This is a genomic window from Pedobacter sp. (assembly GCF_041645105.1).
Lineage (GTDB): Bacteria > Bacteroidota > Bacteroidia > Sphingobacteriales > Sphingobacteriaceae > Pedobacter.
Genome location: NZ_JBAZQQ010000005.1, coordinates 198,739 through 217,851, shown reverse-complemented (window position 1 = coordinate 217,851; position 19,113 = coordinate 198,739). Strand labels below are relative to the sequence as shown.

Annotated in this window: 13 protein-coding genes; 7 read left to right on the top strand and 6 right to left on the bottom strand. The window is 37.4% G+C overall.

Features of this window, described 5'->3' with window-relative positions; all coding sequences use genetic code 11:
* Positions 1-311: 311 nt before the first annotated feature.
* From purL to WC623_RS16810, 7 genes are all read left to right on the top strand, one after another.
* The gene (gene purL / locus WC623_RS16840; protein ID WP_372853823.1) at positions 312-4,016 is read left to right on the top strand and encodes a phosphoribosylformylglycinamidine synthase; all 3,705 of its coding nucleotides are present in this window, start codon (positions 312-314) and stop codon (positions 4,014-4,016) included.
* A 91-nt stretch (positions 4,017-4,107) separates the two neighbouring features.
* Complete coding sequence (locus WC623_RS16835) at positions 4,108-4,350, top strand: hypothetical protein (protein ID WP_372853188.1); 243 nt, start codon at positions 4,108-4,110, stop codon at positions 4,348-4,350.
* A 104-nt stretch (positions 4,351-4,454) separates the two neighbouring features.
* Positions 4,455-5,186 (top strand): head GIN domain-containing protein, encoded by a 732-nt coding sequence (locus tag WC623_RS16830; RefSeq protein WP_372853186.1) that lies wholly within the window; start codon positions 4,455-4,457, stop codon positions 5,184-5,186.
* An 87-nt stretch (positions 5,187-5,273) separates the two neighbouring features.
* Complete coding sequence (locus WC623_RS16825; protein ID WP_372853184.1) at positions 5,274-7,760, top strand: DUF2339 domain-containing protein; 2,487 nt, start codon at positions 5,274-5,276, stop codon at positions 7,758-7,760.
* The gene (locus tag WC623_RS16820) at positions 7,750-8,628 is read left to right on the top strand and encodes a hypothetical protein (RefSeq protein WP_372853182.1); all 879 of its coding nucleotides are present in this window, start codon (positions 7,750-7,752) and stop codon (positions 8,626-8,628) included. The genes WC623_RS16825 and WC623_RS16820 overlap by 11 nt, the downstream gene beginning before the upstream one ends.
* A gap of 191 nt (positions 8,629-8,819) precedes the next feature.
* Entirely contained in the window at positions 8,820-11,006 is a 2,187-nt protein-coding gene (locus WC623_RS16815) for a glutamine synthetase III (RefSeq protein WP_372853180.1), read from the top strand.
* Positions 11,007-11,092: 86 nt separating this feature from the next.
* Positions 11,093-12,274: an AIR synthase-related protein gene (locus tag WC623_RS16810; protein ID WP_372853178.1), complete on the top strand. Its 1,182-nt coding sequence runs from the start codon at positions 11,093-11,095 to the stop codon at positions 12,272-12,274.
* Positions 12,275-12,376: 102 nt separating this feature from the next.
* On the opposite strand, the gene WC623_RS16805 is transcribed toward WC623_RS16810, so the two are convergent.
* The 6 genes from WC623_RS16805 to WC623_RS16780 form a co-directional block, all read right to left on the bottom strand.
* Positions 12,377-12,778 (bottom strand): VOC family protein, encoded by a 402-nt coding sequence (locus WC623_RS16805; protein ID WP_372853176.1) that lies wholly within the window; start codon positions 12,776-12,778, stop codon positions 12,377-12,379.
* 217 nt (positions 12,779-12,995) lie between these two features.
* Entirely contained in the window at positions 12,996-15,158 is a 2,163-nt protein-coding gene (locus WC623_RS16800; RefSeq protein ID WP_372853174.1) for a S46 family peptidase, read from the bottom strand.
* Positions 15,159-15,243: 85 nt separating this feature from the next.
* Positions 15,244-16,131: a hypothetical protein gene (locus tag WC623_RS16795; protein ID WP_372853172.1), complete on the bottom strand. Its 888-nt coding sequence runs from the start codon at positions 16,129-16,131 to the stop codon at positions 15,244-15,246.
* 133 nt (positions 16,132-16,264) lie between these two features.
* Complete coding sequence (locus WC623_RS16790) at positions 16,265-17,431, bottom strand: AGE family epimerase/isomerase (protein ID WP_372853170.1); 1,167 nt, start codon at positions 17,429-17,431, stop codon at positions 16,265-16,267.
* A 53-nt stretch (positions 17,432-17,484) separates the two neighbouring features.
* A complete protein-coding gene (locus WC623_RS16785) occupies positions 17,485-18,423 on the bottom strand; it encodes a DUF4434 domain-containing protein (protein WP_372853168.1) in 939 nt (312 codons plus the stop codon).
* Positions 18,420-19,112 (bottom strand): GDSL-type esterase/lipase family protein, encoded by a 693-nt coding sequence (locus WC623_RS16780; RefSeq protein WP_372853166.1) that lies wholly within the window; start codon positions 19,110-19,112, stop codon positions 18,420-18,422. Before WC623_RS16780 ends, WC623_RS16785 begins: the two co-directional genes overlap by 4 nt.
* Position 19,113 lies beyond the last annotated feature (1 nt).

Below are 19,113 nucleotides of genomic sequence, written 5' to 3'. Positions count from 1 at the left end.
TAGTTTTTTAGGGGTAAAAACAAAGCTTACCACATCAGTTAAATAATTAACTACAGATTAATTAAAATCGAACCACTCCCCTGCCACAGCCTAAGATTTACAGGGAAATAACAGGGAGATAACGGGGGAATAACAGGGACTTAACAGGGACAAATGCCTGTAAAATTCTTGCTATTTCCGAGCGATATGTATTTTATCTACAAGAAACATACAAACTCTGCCTTTTCTGTTTATTCTGTCTATATAAAGCATATCCTAAACACATTCAATTTCTGGACGATTTTATTACACACTATAATAGCGCTTTTGAAATTTTAACGCTAAATTTGCATCTTCAAAAAAAAAGCATGATTTATTTCTTCTCAAGCCCATCCGATACAGTTTTCGCTTTACAAATTAAACGTGAACTGACTCAGACAGATATTAATAAACTAGAATGGTTGTTTGGCGGAGCAAAACTCCAACAAGAGACTACTTTAACTGATTTTTTTGTAGGTCCACGCGCAGCGATGATTACGCCGTGGAGTACAAATGCGGTAGAAATCACCCAAAACATGGACATTCAGGATATTATCCGGATTGAGGAATTCCAAAAGGTAGCCGAAAGCTATACAGACTTTGATCCTATGCTTTCTCAGAAATACAATCTGCTTGATCAAGATATCTATACCATAAATATTAAACCAGAGCCAATTCTGGAAATCAATGATATTGCTACCTTCAATAAACAAGAAGGTCTTTCACTAAGCGAAGAAGAGGTAGATTACTTAAACAATCTGGCAAAGAGATTGGGCAGACCACTTACAGATTCTGAAGTGTTTGGTTTTTCTCAAGTAAACTCAGAGCATTGCCGCCATAAAATCTTTAATGGCAAATTTGTAATCGATGGTGTTGAACAACCTACTTCACTGTTTAAGCTTATCCGCAAAACTTCTGAAGAAAACCCTAACGATATCGTTTCTGCATATAAAGATAACGTAGCTTTTGTTAAAGGACCTAAAGTTCAGCAATTTGCGCCTAAACGTGCAGATATTCCTGATTACTATGCATTGAGCGATTTTGACTCAGTAATCTCTTTAAAAGCTGAAACACACAACTTCCCTACTACAGTAGAACCATTTAATGGTGCAGCAACAGGTTCAGGTGGTGAAATCAGAGACAGACTGGCTGGCGGTCAGGGTTCATTACCCCTTGCTGGTACTGCTGTATATATGACTGCCCTTTCTCGTCTTGAAGAAAACCGTCCTTGGGAAAAAGGTGTAGAAGAAAGAGCTTGGCTGTATCAAACACCTATGGATATTTTAATCAAGGCTTCAAATGGAGCTACTGATTTTGGAAATAAATTCGGTCAGCCACTGATCACCGGATCTGTGCTTACTTTTGAACATGAGGAAGATTCACGCAAGTTAGGCTTTGATAAAGTAATCATGCTTGCTGGTGGTATTGGATACGGAAAAGCTTCACAAGCTAAAAAACATAAACCTGCTACAGGTGACAAAATTGTTGTCCTGGGTGGAGAAAACTATAGAATTGGTATGGGTGGTGCGGCTGTATCTTCGGCTGACACTGGTGCTTTGGGTTCTGGAATTGAATTGAATGCCATTCAACGTTCAAATCCTGAAATGCAAAAAAGAGCAGCCAATGCGGTACGTGGTATGGTAGAAAGTGAAAATAACACCATCATATCTATACATGATCATGGTGCAGGTGGTCACTTAAACTGTTTATCTGAACTGGTTGAAGAAACAGGTGGTAAAATAGACCTGGATAAATTACCTGTTGGCGACCCAACTTTATCTGCTAAAGAAATTATTGGCAACGAATCTCAGGAACGTCTGGGATTGGTTATCAGCCAGGAAAACATTGATACATTACAAAAGATTGCAGATCGTGAACGTTCTCCGATGTATACTGTAGGTACCGTAACTGGTGATCACCGTTTCACTTTTGAATCGGCAACTACAGGTAAAAAACCTATGGATCTGGAATTGAGCGATATGTTCGGCAGCTCTCCAAAGGTTGTAATGGAGGATAAAACACTTAACAGAAAATACGAGCCTGTAACTTATAATACTGCTTTATTAAATGAATACCTGGAACAGGTGTTGCAATTGGAAGCCGTTGCATCGAAAGATTGGTTAACGAATAAGGTTGACCGTTGTGTAGGTGGTCGTGTTGCTAAACAACAATGTGCCGGCCCATTACAGTTGCCATTAAACAACTGTGGAGTTATGGCCTTAGACTTCCAGGGTAAAGAAGGTATCGCGACTTCTATCGGTCACGCTCCTGTTTCTGCGCTGATTGATGCTGCTGCAGGTAGTCGTATTGCAATTGGAGAATCACTTTCTAACTTAGTTTGGGCTCCACTTAAAGATGGCTTGAAAAGCGTATCGCTTTCTGCAAACTGGATGTGGGCTTGTAAAAATGAAGGGGAAGATGCAAGATTATATGAGGCTGTAAAAGCTTGTTCTGATTTTGCTATCGAATTAGGAATCAACATCCCTACAGGAAAAGATTCACTTTCAATGAAGCAGAAATATAAAGATGGTGATGTAATTGCACCAGGAACTGTAATCATTTCTGCAGGTGGTAACTGCGACAATGTGACTCAGGTTGTAGAGCCTGTATTGCAAAAAAATGGTGGTTCTATCTATTATATTAACTTATCTAATGATACTTATAAATTAGGTGGTTCATCATTTGCACAGATCTTAAACAAAGTGGGCAATGACACTCCTGATGTTAAGGATGCTGCACAGTTTAAAAATGTATTCAACACTATTCAGCAATTAATTAAAGAAGACAAAATACAAGCAGGTCACGATATAGGTAGTGGTGGTTTAATCACCACGTTATTAGAACTTTGCTTTGCAGATCGTGATTTAGGTGCAAAGCTTGACTTATCTTCACTTGCTGAACAAGACAGTATTAAACTTCTTTTTGCAGAGAATATTGGTATTGTATTCCAGGCTGATGCATCAGTTGAAAATACACTTTCAGCAAATGGCATTACTTTCCACAAAATTGGTGAAGTAAGCAACACTGCAGCATTAACTATCAAAAATGGTGATAATACGGCTTTAAACTTCGACATTGATCATTTACGTGATGTTTGGTTTAAGACTTCTTACTTGCTTGATAAAAAGCAAAGTGGAGCTGTTAAAGCGAAAGAACGTTATGAAAACTATAAAAATCAAGTACTAAAATATACTTTCCCTACTCAGTTTGATGGCAAAAAACCTGTTATCGACGAAAGCAAACCACGTCCTAAAGCAGCTATTATCCGCGAAAAAGGAAGTAACTCTGAACGTGAGTTAGCTAATGCCATGTACCTTGCTGGTTTTGATGTAAAGGATGTACATATGACCGACCTGATTTCTGGAAGGGAAACATTAGAAGATATCCAGTTTATTGGTGCTGTTGGTGGTTTCTCAAACTCTGACGTGTTAGGTTCGGCAAAAGGCTGGGCTGGTGCATTTATGTATAATGAGAAAGCAAGAATTGCTTTAGAGAATTTCTTTAGTCGCCCTGACACTCTTTCTGTTGGTATCTGTAATGGTTGCCAGCTTTTTGTAGAGCTTGGTCTGATCAATAAAGATCATGTTGAAAAACCAAAAATGCTACATAATGAAAGTCATAAACACGAAAGCATATTTACTTCATTAACGCTAGCAGAAAACAATTCAGTAATGCTTTCTACTTTAGCTGGTAGTACATTAGGTGTTTGGGTTTCGCATGGCGAAGGCCGTTTCCAATTACCTTACGCAGAAGATAAATACCGTATTGTTGCAAAATATGCTTACGAAAGCTATCCTGCTAGTCCTAATGGTTCTGATTACAACACTGCTATGATGTGCGATGAGTCTGGTCGTCACCTGGTAATGATGCCACATATTGAGCGTTCATTATTCCAATGGCATTGGGCAAATTACCCTAAGGGACGTAAAGATGAAGTATCTCCTTGGATGGAAGCTTTTGTAAACGCCAGAAAATGGGTAGAGCAACATAGTAAATAAAATACTTTTTAGCTATTAGAAAAAATAATTGAATTACAGATGAACAATCTGTAATTCAATTTGTTAACTTCGAATACCAATAGCTAAAACAATGAAAAAATTCAGTATTGAAGCGACTGGAACTGATGGAGTCGGTCGTTCTTTTATCATTAACCCTCTTAGCAAATTACAGTACCAAATTTTTAATGATCAAAAACAACGCCTGGCCACAATTGAATTAGATGACCAGGATCCAGGGCATTGCAGACAGAGTCTGGATTGCAGAATTGACCTCCCTTTACTCAATGCCATTCGAGAGCGCATCCTTTATCGTATTCATAGTTTCGTAAAATAATCTGGCACAGTTTTTCTACCTCCACATGCAACAATCTGCTATTTGTAACGTCTTATTAATATTATCAGACAAATTCAACTAGTTTAAACACTTATATCAAAAAAATGAAATCACTATTCAGCTTACTATTAGTTGCCGCCACATTTACACAAATCAATAGCAGCAGTGCTATATCACCAATAAGTATCAACAGCCTGAAATCAAATTTCGATGAGCGTGAGGTAAAAAATTTTAATGGAATAATCGCCGGTGGCCCTATCCAGGTAATTGTTAAGTTTGGCGCGACAGAGAGTTTAAGATTTGAGGGCGACAAAGAGGCCATCTCTACTCTTGTTACTGAAGTAAAAGGCGATAAACTTGTTATTCGCCCAAAGACAAGCTGGGTTAGCTGGGCCAGAAAATATGAAAATAAAAAGATTATAGCTTATGTGACAGCTAAGCAATTAAGTAGTTTAACTATGAGTGGTGACGGCAGCATTACGGTATCTGGCACAATTACCGCAGCAGAATTTGCCACCACCTTAAGTGGGTCAGGTACAATCAAAGCTAATGTAGAAGCTGACAAAATTACTGCTGTAGTTAGTGGATCCGGCACAGCAAACATTACCGGAAAAACAGAGACGGCCAGCGTTACACTTAGCGGTCCTGGCAGCTTCGGTAGTAAAGCACTTACGGTTGACCAGCTATCTGCGAGGATAAGTGGAAAAGGAAGCATAAGTGTTAAAACTGATGGCAAAATAAAAGCAGTAATCAGTGGCTCAGGACATGTATATTATACTGGCAATCCTGATATAGAAAAAACTGTTTTAGGCTCTGGTGGCGTAATCGAAAGGTAGTAAAGCTAATGCTCTCTAATTTTCTAAAGCAGAACAGGTAAATGTTTAGGTTTTTATTAACTTTAAAGCCAAACCAAATCTACCTATATGTTTTTTGAATCGGTTATATTCATTCTTGTTGTTATTGTTCTGATAGTTATTTTACAATTAAAAAAGAACCTGACCGAGAAGCTAGATTTTTTATATCTGAGAATTGAACAACTGTCTAATTTATTAGCCAATAAGGACACTTCAACTATATCAAAAGCTGAAGCTGAACTACCTGCTGAACAGGTTATACAGAAAGAAAGCTTCAAACCTTATACCCCATATCAATCTCAAAATCCGATTATTCCGGAGCCTGTAAGCGTACCGGAATCTACGCCTATCCCTGAACCGATAGTTTTCGCAGAACCTATAACTACGCCTGAGCCTGAAGTTTCAATTGTGGAAGAAGGCACTCCTGCTGAAGAACAGACAACTATTCCTACAATAGAAGCTCCTCGACCAAAACATGAATACCTCCCTCCTCCTGTTATTAAAAAAGCTTCATTCAGTGAAAGGAATCCTGATCTTGAAAAGTTTATTGGTGAGAATCTATTTAACAAAATAGGTATTGTTATCCTGGTGTTGGGAATGGGCTTCTTCCTTAAATATGCAATTGATAAAGATTGGATTAATGAAATTGGGCGGGTAAGTATAGGATTCTTATGTGGTGGATTATTAGTTGGACTTGCCCATCGGCTTCGTAAATCGTTTTCTACTTTTAGTTCTGTGCTCGTAGGTGGTGGAGTAGCAATTCTCTATTTTACAGTCACCATTGGTTTCCATGAATATCAGCTATTCAGTCAAACGTTGGCGTTTATATTAACTATACTGATTACAGGTTTCACCGTACTCCTATCTCTCAGCTACAACCGAATGGAACTGGCTATATTTGCTATTCTAGGCGGTTTTGGTGCTCCTTTCATGGTGAGCACTGGCGAAGGAAACTACATAGTTCTTTTCACTTATATTCTGACCTTAAATATTGGTATGCTGATACTGGCTTATTACAAAAAATGGCCAGTCATTAATATCATCTGCTATGTCTTCACCATTATCTTATTTGGTGGATGGCTTGCCAGCAAAGTACTGGAAGATGGTGGCAAACCTGTCCCTTACCTTGGTGCACTTGTATTTGCTTCATTGTTTTACCTTGTATTCCTGTTGATGAACATCATCAACAATATCAAAGAAAAAACTGATTTCAATGCCCTTGAAATTGGAATTTTATTAAGCAATACATTCTTATACTACGCTGCCGGAATGTTGATATTAAATCATCTTGGAAATGGAAATTATCAGGGTTTATTTACAGCCTTATTAGGTATGGTAAATCTGGTATTTGCTTATACGCTTTATAAAAACGACAAAATAGACAGGAATCTTATCTACTTGCTGATTGGACTTGTACTGACCTTTATTAGTCTTGCGGCTCCAGTACAACTTAAAGGAAACCACATTACTTTGTTCTGGGCAGCTGAATGTGTGTTACTACTTTGGTTGTCACAAAAATCGGGCATCACACTAATCAGACAATCTTCTATAATTGTCTTAGCCTTGCTAGGCATCAGTCTTGCTATGGATTGGCAGCAGGTTTATGGCAGCGGCTTATATGACACCAAGAATCGCCTAACTCCTTTGGCAAACAAAGGTTTTATAACGGGGCTGGTTGTTGTAGTTGCACTGGTATTGTATTCTAAACTGCTGAAATCAGAAATCAGATCTGTTCTTTTCAGAGAAGTGAAAACTGCAAGAACCATCCTGGCTACTGCCGGTATAATTATTGGCTATCTGGTTATTGCTTTTGAACTAAATTACCAGGCCTACCATTATTTCCCAATGTTAAGAATCCTAGCTCTGGGCTGCTTTACTTATTTGTTTGTTACCATTTTGTTCAGCACCCTACAGAATGTGGAAATTGAAGAATTTAAATATGTTGTTGGCGGCGTTGCAGCTGTATGCCTGTTATGCTATCCATTGATCTTTAATCAGGAAACCATTTTATTGAGAAACAACTATCTGGAACTACACAATAGCAGCTTAGGCAATTACCTTTTCCATTATATAATGGTTGTATTGATCGCTATAATGCTATACGTGCTTTACAAAAGTGAAAAAAGTATTAAATCTACGACTGGCCTAACCGCCATACAATGGTTCATCGCTTTTATTGTTCTTTATGTAGCTAGTGCAGAGCTGGACCATTTAATGGTAATGTCACAGTACTCAAAAGAAAAGAATATCATCGCTATTCTTAATAGTAATCATAAAACAGGTTTCGCAATTTTATGGGGTTGCTTTGCATTTCTATGTATATATATAGGTATGAGATGGAAATCTAAAAATATCCGGATAATATCGATAAGCATATTGGCGATTACCTTACTCAAATTATTCCTCTTCGATTTAAGAGGTTTATCTGAAGGCGGAAAAATTGCAGCATTCATTTCTCTAGGTGTATTGCTACTAGTCATCTCATTCATGTACCAGCGTTTGAAAAATCTTTTGCTTACAAGCGACAAAAAAGAATCTTCTGAAAATGAAATTTAAGTTATTTCCCTTTCTTTTATTTTTTATTACCGTTCTTAATGCCAGTGCACAACATTTTAGATGGCAGGCAGATCTGGAAAAAGTTAAGACAAATGGTTTTTACAAAATAGCGGTAATACCACAGATCACTTCTAAAACTGAAAATACCGATTTGTCGGACATTAGAATTTTTGAAAAAGATAAGGAGGTTGCATACCTTATCCGTAAAACGCCAGACAGTATATATACGGCGGTTCCAGCTCCTTCTATAACTGTAAAAGAAGACAAGACAAACAAAAGAACTATTGTTCAAATTCTTTTTAAGGAAAATTACCAGATAGATAAATTGATCTTAAGTCTCCATGGATTTCAATATTACAGAAGAACGGCCTGGGTAACTGAAGTAAATCCTCTTAAACGTGATAAAAAAAGCCGTTTTTCTGAAAACAGACTGGAAAGCCTCATTATTTCTTCAGGAAAACAACCCATTATTGACCTTTATGGAGAAAACAGATATAAACAGCTATTTATAGTTATAGATAATGAAGATAGCGAGCCCTTATCTGTGAAAAATATAAAAGCATATCAGAAAAGCATCGAACTAATTGCTTATCTTGAAAATAATAAAAATTATATCATTAAAACAGGGCAAGCAAACTTACCTTTACCAAGGTACGACCTTAGCTATTTTAGCGATAGCATCAGTAATTCAATACCTTTTATTAATGTCCTTAATTTTAAAAATAGCAATGAAGAATTCCCAAAAAAGAGTTCTATCTTAATAACAAAGACCTGGATGTGGCTTGCAATTGCTGTTTTGATCATCTTTTTAGGCTATTTATCTTATTATATGGTTAAAGATATGCAGCGTAAAAAACAGAATCATTAACAAAACCACCAAAACCAGCCCGCTATTTTATCATTTTCGCAAAAAACACCATCAACACAACCTCAAAACCAACAAAACACATAAATCATCAATTTTTTCTTAAAATATTTGTCAACATTTGTATTTTTACAAACAATTTAATGAAAACAACCAACAAAAAACTTATTTTTGACCATACTTTAAACAAATAGATGAAAAGCTTAAGAACAATTGCATTAAAAGAGTCACAAACAAGAATTTCACCAGAGGTTAAGTCGCCATCGACTAAAATTTCTGATTTTTTCGGCGTAAATGTTTTTGATAAGAAAAAGATGAAAGACTACTTATCTAAAGAAGTGTTTCAAAAACTTATTTCTTCAATTGACCAGGGTGAATTAATTGACCACGAAGATGCCAATCACATTGCTACGGCTATGAAAAGCTGGGCAATGAGCAAAGGTGCTACCCACTACACTCACTGGTTTCAGCCATTAACTGGTACTACAGCAGAGAAACATGATTCATTCTTTGAACCTAGTAGCGAAGGTGCTATTGAGGTATTTGCAGGTAGTGCATTGGTTCAACAAGAGCCTGATGCTTCAAGCTTCCCTAATGGCGGTATCCGCAACACTTTCGAAGCTCGTGGTTATACTGCATGGGATCCTTCTTCTCCAGCTTTCATTATGGAAAGTAAAGCAGGTAAAACGCTTTGTATTCCTACTGTATTTGTTGCTTATACTGGTGAAGCTCTGGATTATAAAGCGCCTTTATTAAAAGCTCTTTCTGCAATTGATAAAGCTGCTGTTGATGTTTGTCAGTATTTTGATAAGAGCATTACTAAGGTATCTGTATCATTAGGTATCGAACAAGAATATTTCCTGGTAGACCGTGCATTATTTAATGCCCGTCCGGATTTAGCACTTACAGGCCGTGCTTTATTTGGTCACATGTCTGCAAAAGGACAACAATTAGAAGATCATTATTTCGGTTCTATTCCAGAGCGTGTATTTACATATATGGTAGATTTCGAAAATGAGGCCTTAAAGTTGGGTATTCCTTTGAAAACCCGTCACAATGAAGTTGCTCCTTCTCAGTTCGAGTGTGCTCCTCTTTATGAAGAAATCAACCTTGCGATTGACCACAATCAATTGTTAATGGATTTGATGGAAAAAGTTGCAATCAGACATGATTTCAAAGTGCTTTTACATGAAAAACCATATGCAGGTATCAATGGCTCAGGTAAACATAACAACTGGTCGCTGATTACCGATACTGGTAAAAACTTATTATCACCAGGTAAAACGCCTAAAAATAACCTGATGTTCTTAACCTTCTTTATCAACACGATTAAAGCGGTTCATGAGCATGCAGATTTATTAAGATCAAGCATTGCTTCAGTAAGTAATGATCACCGTTTAGGTGCTAACGAAGCTCCACCAGCGATCATATCTATATTCCTTGGTTCTCAACTTTCTGATGTTTTAGATGAAATAGAAACTTCTAGAAGCATCATCAAGAAAGTTAAAAATGAAGATTCATTATGGTTAGGTATCCCTAAAATCCCTCAGATTTCTTTTGATACAACTGACCGTAACCGTACTTCTCCTTTTGCCTTTACCGGAAATAAGTTTGAATTAAGAGCTGTAGGTTCTTCTGAAAATTCTTCGGCACCGATGACAGTTTTAAATGCTATCGTTGCAGATCAATTGAATAAGTTCAAAATTGAGGTTGACAAACTGATCAAAAAAGGTGAGAAAAAAGATGTTGCTTTATTAACCATCTTAAAGAAATACATCAAAGAATCTAAAGATATCCGTTTTGAAGGTAATGGTTATAGCGACGAATGGGCTGCTGAAGCTGAAAAACGTGGCTTATCGAACATCAAAACTACTCCTAAAGCTTTAGATGCATTAGTTAGTGAGAAATCAACCGAGTTATTTAGCAAACTAAATATCTTTAACACTCGTGAATTACATGCTCGTCATGAAATCTTATTAGAAAGCTATTTCAAAAAGCTTCAGATCGAAGCACGTGTTATGGGTGAGGTAGCAAACAGCCTGATCATTCCTGCAGTAATTTCTTATCAGAATACTTTAATTGAAAATGCTAAAGGCTTAAAAGAACTTGGTTTATCAGCTGAAGCTATAGCTACACCATTAGCAATCATCAATAAGCTATCTGATCATTTGAGTATTGTGAAAACTTCTATTGATGAGATGCTTGAGCAACGTAAAAAAGTAAACTCTATTGAAGAAAGCCGTGAAAAAGCGATCGCTTACGATGAGAAGGTAAAATCATACTTTGATACTATCCGTTACCACTGCGATAAATTAGAGCAAATTGTTGACGATAGCGTATGGCCGTTGCCTAAATTCAGAGAGTTATTGTTTTTAAAATAAACAAAACCTAAATACTTAACTATTTTTTAGTTTTATAACCTCTGTCTTAATTGGCAGGGGTTATTTTTTTCTATCTTTGCAGTAACATGAGTGATAACAGGTACAACCAGCGTGGCGTTTCTGCCTCGAAAGAAGATGTGCACCAGGCCATCAAGAATATAGATAAAGGTATTTTTCCACAAGCCTTCTGTAAGATCATCCCTGATATTCTGGGTAATGATGAAGCTTTTTGTAATATCATGCACGCTGATGGTGCAGGTACAAAATCTTCTCTGGCATATGTATACTGGAAAGAAACAGGTGATATTTCGGTATGGAAAGGTATTGCACAAGATGCCATCATCATGAATATTGATGACCTGATTTGTGTTGGTGCTACTGATAATATTTTATTATCATCAACGATTGGTCGTAACAAGAACCTGATTCCAGGTGAAGTAATTGCTGCAATTATCAATGGTACAGAAGAAATTCTTGCAGAATTACGTGAGCAGGGTATTTCAATCTATTCTACTGGTGGCGAGACTGCAGACGTGGGTGATTTAGTAAGAACCATCATCGTTGACTCAACTGTAACTTGTCGTATTGAAAGAGATAAAATTATCAGCAATGATAATATACAGGCTGGTGATGTAATTGTTGGCTTATCTTCTTCAGGACAGGCTAGCTACGAAACGGAATACAATGGCGGCATGGGCTCAAATGGATTAACTTCTGCCCGTCATGATGTATTTGATAAGTCAGTTGCAAACGCTTACCCTGAAAGCTTTGACCCTGCTGTTCCATTCGACCTGGTGTTTTCTGGTGGTAAAAAGCTGACAGACAACATTCAGATAGACGAAAACACTTCGGTTACTGCTGGTAAATTGGTACTTTCTCCTACGCGGACTTACGCTCCGGTAATTAAAAAAGTTTTAGAAAGTCATAGAAATCAAATTCACGGTATTGTTCATTGCAGCGGTGGCGCACAAACTAAGGTGCTTCATTTTGTAAATGACAATGTTCATATCATTAAAGATAATATGTTCCCTGTTCCTCCCCTGTTTCAATTGATTCAGGAGCAATCGGGCACCGACTGGAAAGAAATGTATAAGGTGTTTAACATGGGTCATAGAATGGAACTATATGTCCCTGCAGCAATAGCAGAAGATATCATAGCCATCTCTAAGAGCTTCAATATCGATGCACAAATTATTGGTCGTGTTGAAAGTGCTGATAAGAAACAAGTAACTATAAATAGTGATAAAGGAAATTACACTTATTTTTAATCATTTGTTAAGACATAAAAAAAGGCGATCATTTATAAGATGATTGCCTTTTTTTATGTCTTAACATTTTATTTAGAAATTATAACCTGATTATTTTCGATCCTAGATATAATCGTTATTCACTTCCAGCCAGTGACCGTCCGGATCTTTAAAGAAAATCTGCTTTATGCCATCCACTCTGATATGCACTGTATTTTGATCTCCTTCCCAATTTTCATAAGCAACCTGCATAGCTTCCAATTTTTGGATAAACAATTCTATTGAAGACACACTGAAACAGATATGATCATGTTTATCATGCTGCATACTACTTTTCTCATTCTGAATCAAATGAAGTTGCCCCGCAGCACCTAATGAGAACCAGGCATGTCTTCCCAGTTTAAATGGCTCCGGAATACGCTCCAAATCAAATACCGCACTATAAAAATCAGCAGCTCTTTGTAAATCTGATACATGCACTGCAATATGATTCAAAAATATTGGTTTCTTTTCTGTCTGTGTCATAACGCTCAATAATGCTACTAAAATAGATACTTTCATCTCAATTGGGAGACAAAAAAAATTAAAGACACTTCTATTAAATGATAAAAACAAAATGGCCAAACAATCATCTTGCCTGGCCACCCTGCTGAAGAAAAAATCACCTTCTCAGAAGAGGCATAGGAACTTTCCTTCTTCAGGAAAGATTCCAGCCTCCGAAGAGAATGGTTATTTTTTACAATTATTTTTTAATTTGCAACTCGTTAATAATATTCTTCGCACCACCTAACACATCAATGCACCAAAGCACATAGCGAATATCAACATTAATACTGCGTTTAAACTTTTTATCAAAAGCGATATCACCACTCATGGCCTCCCAGTTACCATCAAAAGCAAGACCGATCAACTCACCATTCCCATTAATAACCGGCGAACCTGAGTTACCACCAGTAATGTCATTATTGGTTACAAAACCAACAGTCAAAGTACCATCATTACCATACTGACCGAAGTTTCTTTTGTTATAATTCTCAATCAGGTTAGCTGGCAAATCAAACTCAGTATCACCAGGAATATACTTTTGCATTACCCCATCAATAGTAGTGGTAGTTTTATAAACGATACCATCCTTTGGAGAATAATCCTGTACATTTCCATAAGAAAGCCTCATAGTTGAGTTTGCATCAGGATACATCATTTTACCAGCATTCTTTTCAAGAACTGCCTTTAAATACAAATGATCAAGCTCTGCCTTTTTCTTTTCAAAATCAGCCACCGTTGAACCGAAATTTGTTTTAATATAATCAGCAGGAATAATATTCAGAGCATATTGATAACCAGGGTCATTAGTTACTGCATCAGCGGAAGGATTACTAGCTACAAATGCTTTCAGCTTTTCTGGATTGATGAAGTTACTACGCTCCCACAGATAATTCGCAAATTTCTCGAATGTAGATTCCGGATTACCTGTCCAATATTTCTCAGCAATTTCAGCAAAGAATTTAGGTTGTGATTTTACTGGAACATCTGCATAAAACGAACTCAATATTTTGGCAAAAATCTTTTTATCAGCAGTCTCATTATAAGTTTCCTGATAAGCAGTTATTGCTTTAGCCAGGTTTTCCTGAATCTGTTTAGTAGCTGCAGCATCATATTTACCTTTAGAGAAGTTAATTAGCGCTCTACCTATTCCAGAAGCATTAACAGCCCATTGCGATGCATTAAAACCTTCATTAATATAGGTACGCTGTACAGATATAGGGTCTATATTAGCGTAAATCTGCTCATACTGATCCATCAGACCTGCAAACTCAGTCTTTTGTGACGCCCATTGTGTGAAAGCTTTTTCTTCAGTCCGCTTGTTATCAGCAACTTTCAAACCTTTTAACTGCTCGGTTTGTCCGATGAAATATTTCCAGTAATTGGCAATCTGTGCATACTTAGAAGACATTTTCAAACGGAAGTTCACATCTTTATCCATTTCTGATCTCCATGCTTTTAAACGAATATCACGAAGTTTAACAATTGTAGGACTCACTTTATCCGTAGCCAGATCAACACCATAAGAAGTCAGGTATCTATCTGTACGTCCAGGGAAACCATAAACCATTGCAAAGTCACCATTCTGAACTCCTTTTAAAGAGATAGGAAGAAATTTCTTTGGCTTGTATGGTACATTCTGCACGTTATATGCTGCAGGCTGATTACCTGTTGATGAATAAACACGGAATACAGAAAAGTCACCAGTTTGACGTGGCCATTGCCAGTTATCTGTATCACCACCAAATTTACCAATGTTTTGTGGCGGCGTTCCTACAAGACGAATATCATCGAAGCGCTCATATACAAAAAGAATAAACTGATTTGATTTATAAAAATCTTTAACATTAGCCTCAATGGTAGGTCCTGTAATTGCGGCTTTAGAAATGGTGTTAAACACTTCAGTCATTTTGGCTTCTTTTTCAGTACCACTTAGGCCTTTAGTCTCTTCATTAACCTTAGCGGTTACGTCTTCCATTCTTTGCAGGAACCGAACAAACAGACCAGCAACAGGCTTCTCTTCACCATAATTCTTTGCGTAAAACCCATTGTCTAAAATATTGTCCTGAGCAGTAGAATTGGAAGCGATTGCATCATAACCACAGTGGTGGTTGGTAAAGATCAACCCTTTATCAGAAACAATTTCTCCAGTACAAAAGCCACCAAAGTGAACAATAGCATCCTTTAAACTAGATCCATTCGCATTATAAAGGTCTTTAGCAGTAAGCTTAAAGCCTTGTTTTTTCATTTGCTCCTGGTTTTTACCGATCAGCATCGGGATCCACATCCCTTCGTCTGCTCTTACTGTAGTTGCAAAAGACAATAATATTGCGCACAACAGCAAGTAAACTATTTTTTTCATATAAATATATTAGTTAGTGTTGGCGCAAAGTTAATAATGATATATCAAATGTGCTCATATTCGATGTATCAATTATATGATAAGCTTATTGTACGTTTCCGTTGATGCTAATGGTCTCAGCACCTATCATTTGCTGCTTTTTATTCGCTGTGAGCTTAAAGAATTTTGGATCCGGACAACGCATATCCGTAAACCTGTCTTTATGTAATGGAACCTGTATTACCTTTCCATTTTGCATTCTGAACAAATTTGTTTCTTTCCAAACAGCATTTTCTACACGTGTTTTTGTAGGCTGGGCAGCCTTACCCTCATTTCGTACCTGGTCAATAGCATTCACCCTCTTAAATTCTCCAATGCCGTTCATTTTATAGCCATCGCTTTCAAAATCAGCTTCAAAATGCTTTCCTGCACCTTCAACAGTAAACCTCAGTTTACCATCACTTACCACACGGACAGACATTTTAATTTCTTCGCCTGGATACCAGTAATACTCCTTACTTGCCGGAGCATCCTGCCACCTATCCCTTTGTCCTGTTTGCGGATAAGATGCTCTTCTGAAGAATGGCCTGAACGCCTTTCTTTCAGCACTGATATTACCTTTTTCATCCTTAATTACCGCCCATGTCATACCTACATCCGTCTCCTGTCCGTTCATACTACCTCCCATATAAACAGAAGGATTGTCTAAAAACTGCCCTGGCTTTTTATCATTCTTTCTAGACTGATCAAATGTTATTTTAGGAAGTATAACTGTTCCTGAAATACCTACCCAGACATCCTTACTAGACACGGCCTTTCTGTAGTAAGCACCATTGAAGCAAGGCATACTCTTTTCTGGTTTAACTTCATCTTTAAAATAAGAAACCTTGCTTTTAGGAATCTTCCCATTAACTACTTTAGACTTTGGTGGATCTATCATCACAGCCACAACTAAAACCGAAGGCATGATCAATCCAAATAATATATTCCTCATCAATTTAATTTATTTAAAAAAATGGCTAACCAATTCAGCTAGCCACCATACTTGAAGAAAAAATCACCTTCTCAGAAGAGGCATAGGAACTTTTCCTTCTTCAGGAAAAGATTCCAGCCTCCGAAGAGAATGGTTATTTTTCAACTTTAATCTTCTCAAACGCCTTATAAACTTGAAACAATGCTCTTGGCACATGGAAACAACATTTCCATTTTCCGCCTTTTAATGGCAACAATACTTCACCTCTCCTGTTCAAATAAGCAAACCATTCTCCATGCTCCGGATCTCTGAATCTATTCCATGTATAATCATGCAGTTTCTCAAACCATTCCATACATTTCTCATTGCCAGTCAACTCATAGCCTTTTGCCATACAAACCAGCGCTTCCAGGTGTACCCACCATAGCTTCTGATCCCATTCCAATTGCTGTTGCGGCTGACCTTTAATATCCATGAAGTAAAGTATTCCTCCGAATTCCTTATCCCAACCATAATCCAGTGTATGCAAAGCAATCTCAGTAGCCTTTTCGATTAATTTCGGATCATTTAAACGCACGCCAAGGTCCATCATAAACCACATCGCTTCTATTGTATGACCTGGGTTGATTAACCTGCCATCAAAAGAATCAGAGAACGAACCATCAACATTTACGTTCTCCAGGATCAAACCACTATCCTTCTGATAAAACACCTCCATTACCTCGTGGATCACAGCTTTCAAAAGATCATCAACTGTATTCTTATCCAACAGATGTTCCATTTCGAGCGACAAATTGCTCAGGATCATTGGTAAAGCGAAGTTCTTAAGACTACGTGTACCAGGATAAGCTTTATTGTATTTACCTTTTGGATTATCCTGACGTTTTAAAATATTGTTAAAAGTATCCTTCGCAATTTGCGCATAGCGCTCCTGCGGGTCAGCTTTATACAATGCTGCAAATGCCATACTGGCAAAGCAATCAGAAAAAATATTATAAGGCTGAGCTAAAGGATTACCTTCCTTGTCTAAAGAAAAATACCAGTTACCCTCAGCATCACGACCATGCTTTTCTATAAAATCAGCCCCATGCTTAGCCATTTCCAACCACTCCGGTCTAGCTTCCTGCTCATTGTACAAAGTGGCAAAAGTCCATACTTCACGGGCTTGCAGCCACATGAATTTATCAGTATCGTATACGTCACCCCTACGTCCCAGACAGTTAAAATACCCCCCGTTTACCTCATCTTTTGAATGCTTCATCCAAAATGGAATTACATTATTTACTAATTCCTGCTCGTAAATCTCTCTATAGTTATTCATCAAAATGTATTGTATTTTTTCAAGTTATACTTATGATCATCTGATCAGCAAACTCAAAGTTTTAATCCTTCAACGTATTCTTTGTATCTGTTAAATAAATGGCCTGCCTGCGGGTAAGCAGATTGCGGGCTCATAAAATGTGAGAATTCAAAAGTTATGGCTTTATCATAGCCTGCCTTCCTTGCTGCTTCCAGTTTCAGGCGTAATTTCTCGAACTTAATTGGTAAGAATTTTATCGGCATATCCCTATCAAAACTCTCTGCATTGGTCCAACACTGTAATCCATACTGATCAGCAATTTTCTTATTCACTGCAAAAAAGTCATCCAGTTCATGGTAATCGATATGTCCATCCTGAAACGCAACCGCATCAACAGCACCACTTATTCCTTGAAAAATCTCTCCCCATTCTCTTTCATGCTCTTGTAAAGAAACAGCATCTTCTTTTGTTAAAGCAGAAGAAGCCGCCATAACTGCTTTTTTACCATCAATCCAAGGCGAAATTAAGGTTGGCAGTCCAGCACTAACATCTTTGCATTGCTGCCCCAAAGTCCTGAAAGCTTCAGTTGCACCCTTGGTCTTTCTGCTGATTTCCATACTTAAATACCAGCCACCAAAGCTCTTATAATGCCCATACTGCTTCCATACCTCATCAATCACAAAGCGATTGGAATCAATTTCATGTTGCAGATTTCCCGTATCCCAATATTTACCACTATCATACAGTCCGAAGTAAAACTTCATATTGTATTTATCAGCAAGTTGCAAAAACAACTCAACCAGATCCAAAGGGGGACGATAACAGCCAAAGCTATCTTGTAAATAAGTCGAAGGATAGGTAATGAAGCGGCGATAGCCACTTCTGATCATAATTACTGTATCTATTCCCACCGATTTCATATGAGCAAAATCTCTATCCCACTCTACTCTACCCCAATTTTGATGAGGAATATCATGCGAGATCTCGTCTAGAAAAGTTCCCGTTATTTTCATAAATATTTTTTTTCTTTTAAATAGTTTACCCAAGTGATGTATGCACTGGCTTTCAGATGCACACCATCCATTGTTATTTCTCTTTTTAAATTACCCTTCTCATCCGCAAATAGTGGAACGATATCTATATAAGTTACTTTCTCTTCTTTAGCCAACTGCTTGATTTTCTCATTTAACACTGGCACCATTTCACTGCGGCCTTTGGTATAAGAAGCGCTAGTCATTTCCTCATTTATAGGCAATGCACTTTCGATATAAATCTTTGTATTAGGTGATTGTTGTTTAATCTTTCTTATGATCCTTCTGTAATTATTGATACTGACTTCGTAAGGCAGTTTTCTGAACAAGTCATTTATACCATCCATTAAAAAGATAGCTTTAGGCTTTGCGATCAATATTTCATCCATACGAGCAAGGATACCGAAAGAATTGTCGCCCCCTACGCCACGATTAACAATCGGGTAACGATAACCTGACAAAATCTCTTGCCATTCTCCTCGTTCAGTAATGCTGTTTCCTAAGAAAACGACTTCATTTTTAACATGGGACATTTTATTGAAATACTCTACCCTTTGCTGATAATAAGAATTAGCGTAACCGCTGTCGATCTTTACTGGCGTTTGAGCATTAGCATTAACAGTTGTTGCGACTATACCGCAGGCGACTGCGAGCATTTTTATACATTTCATC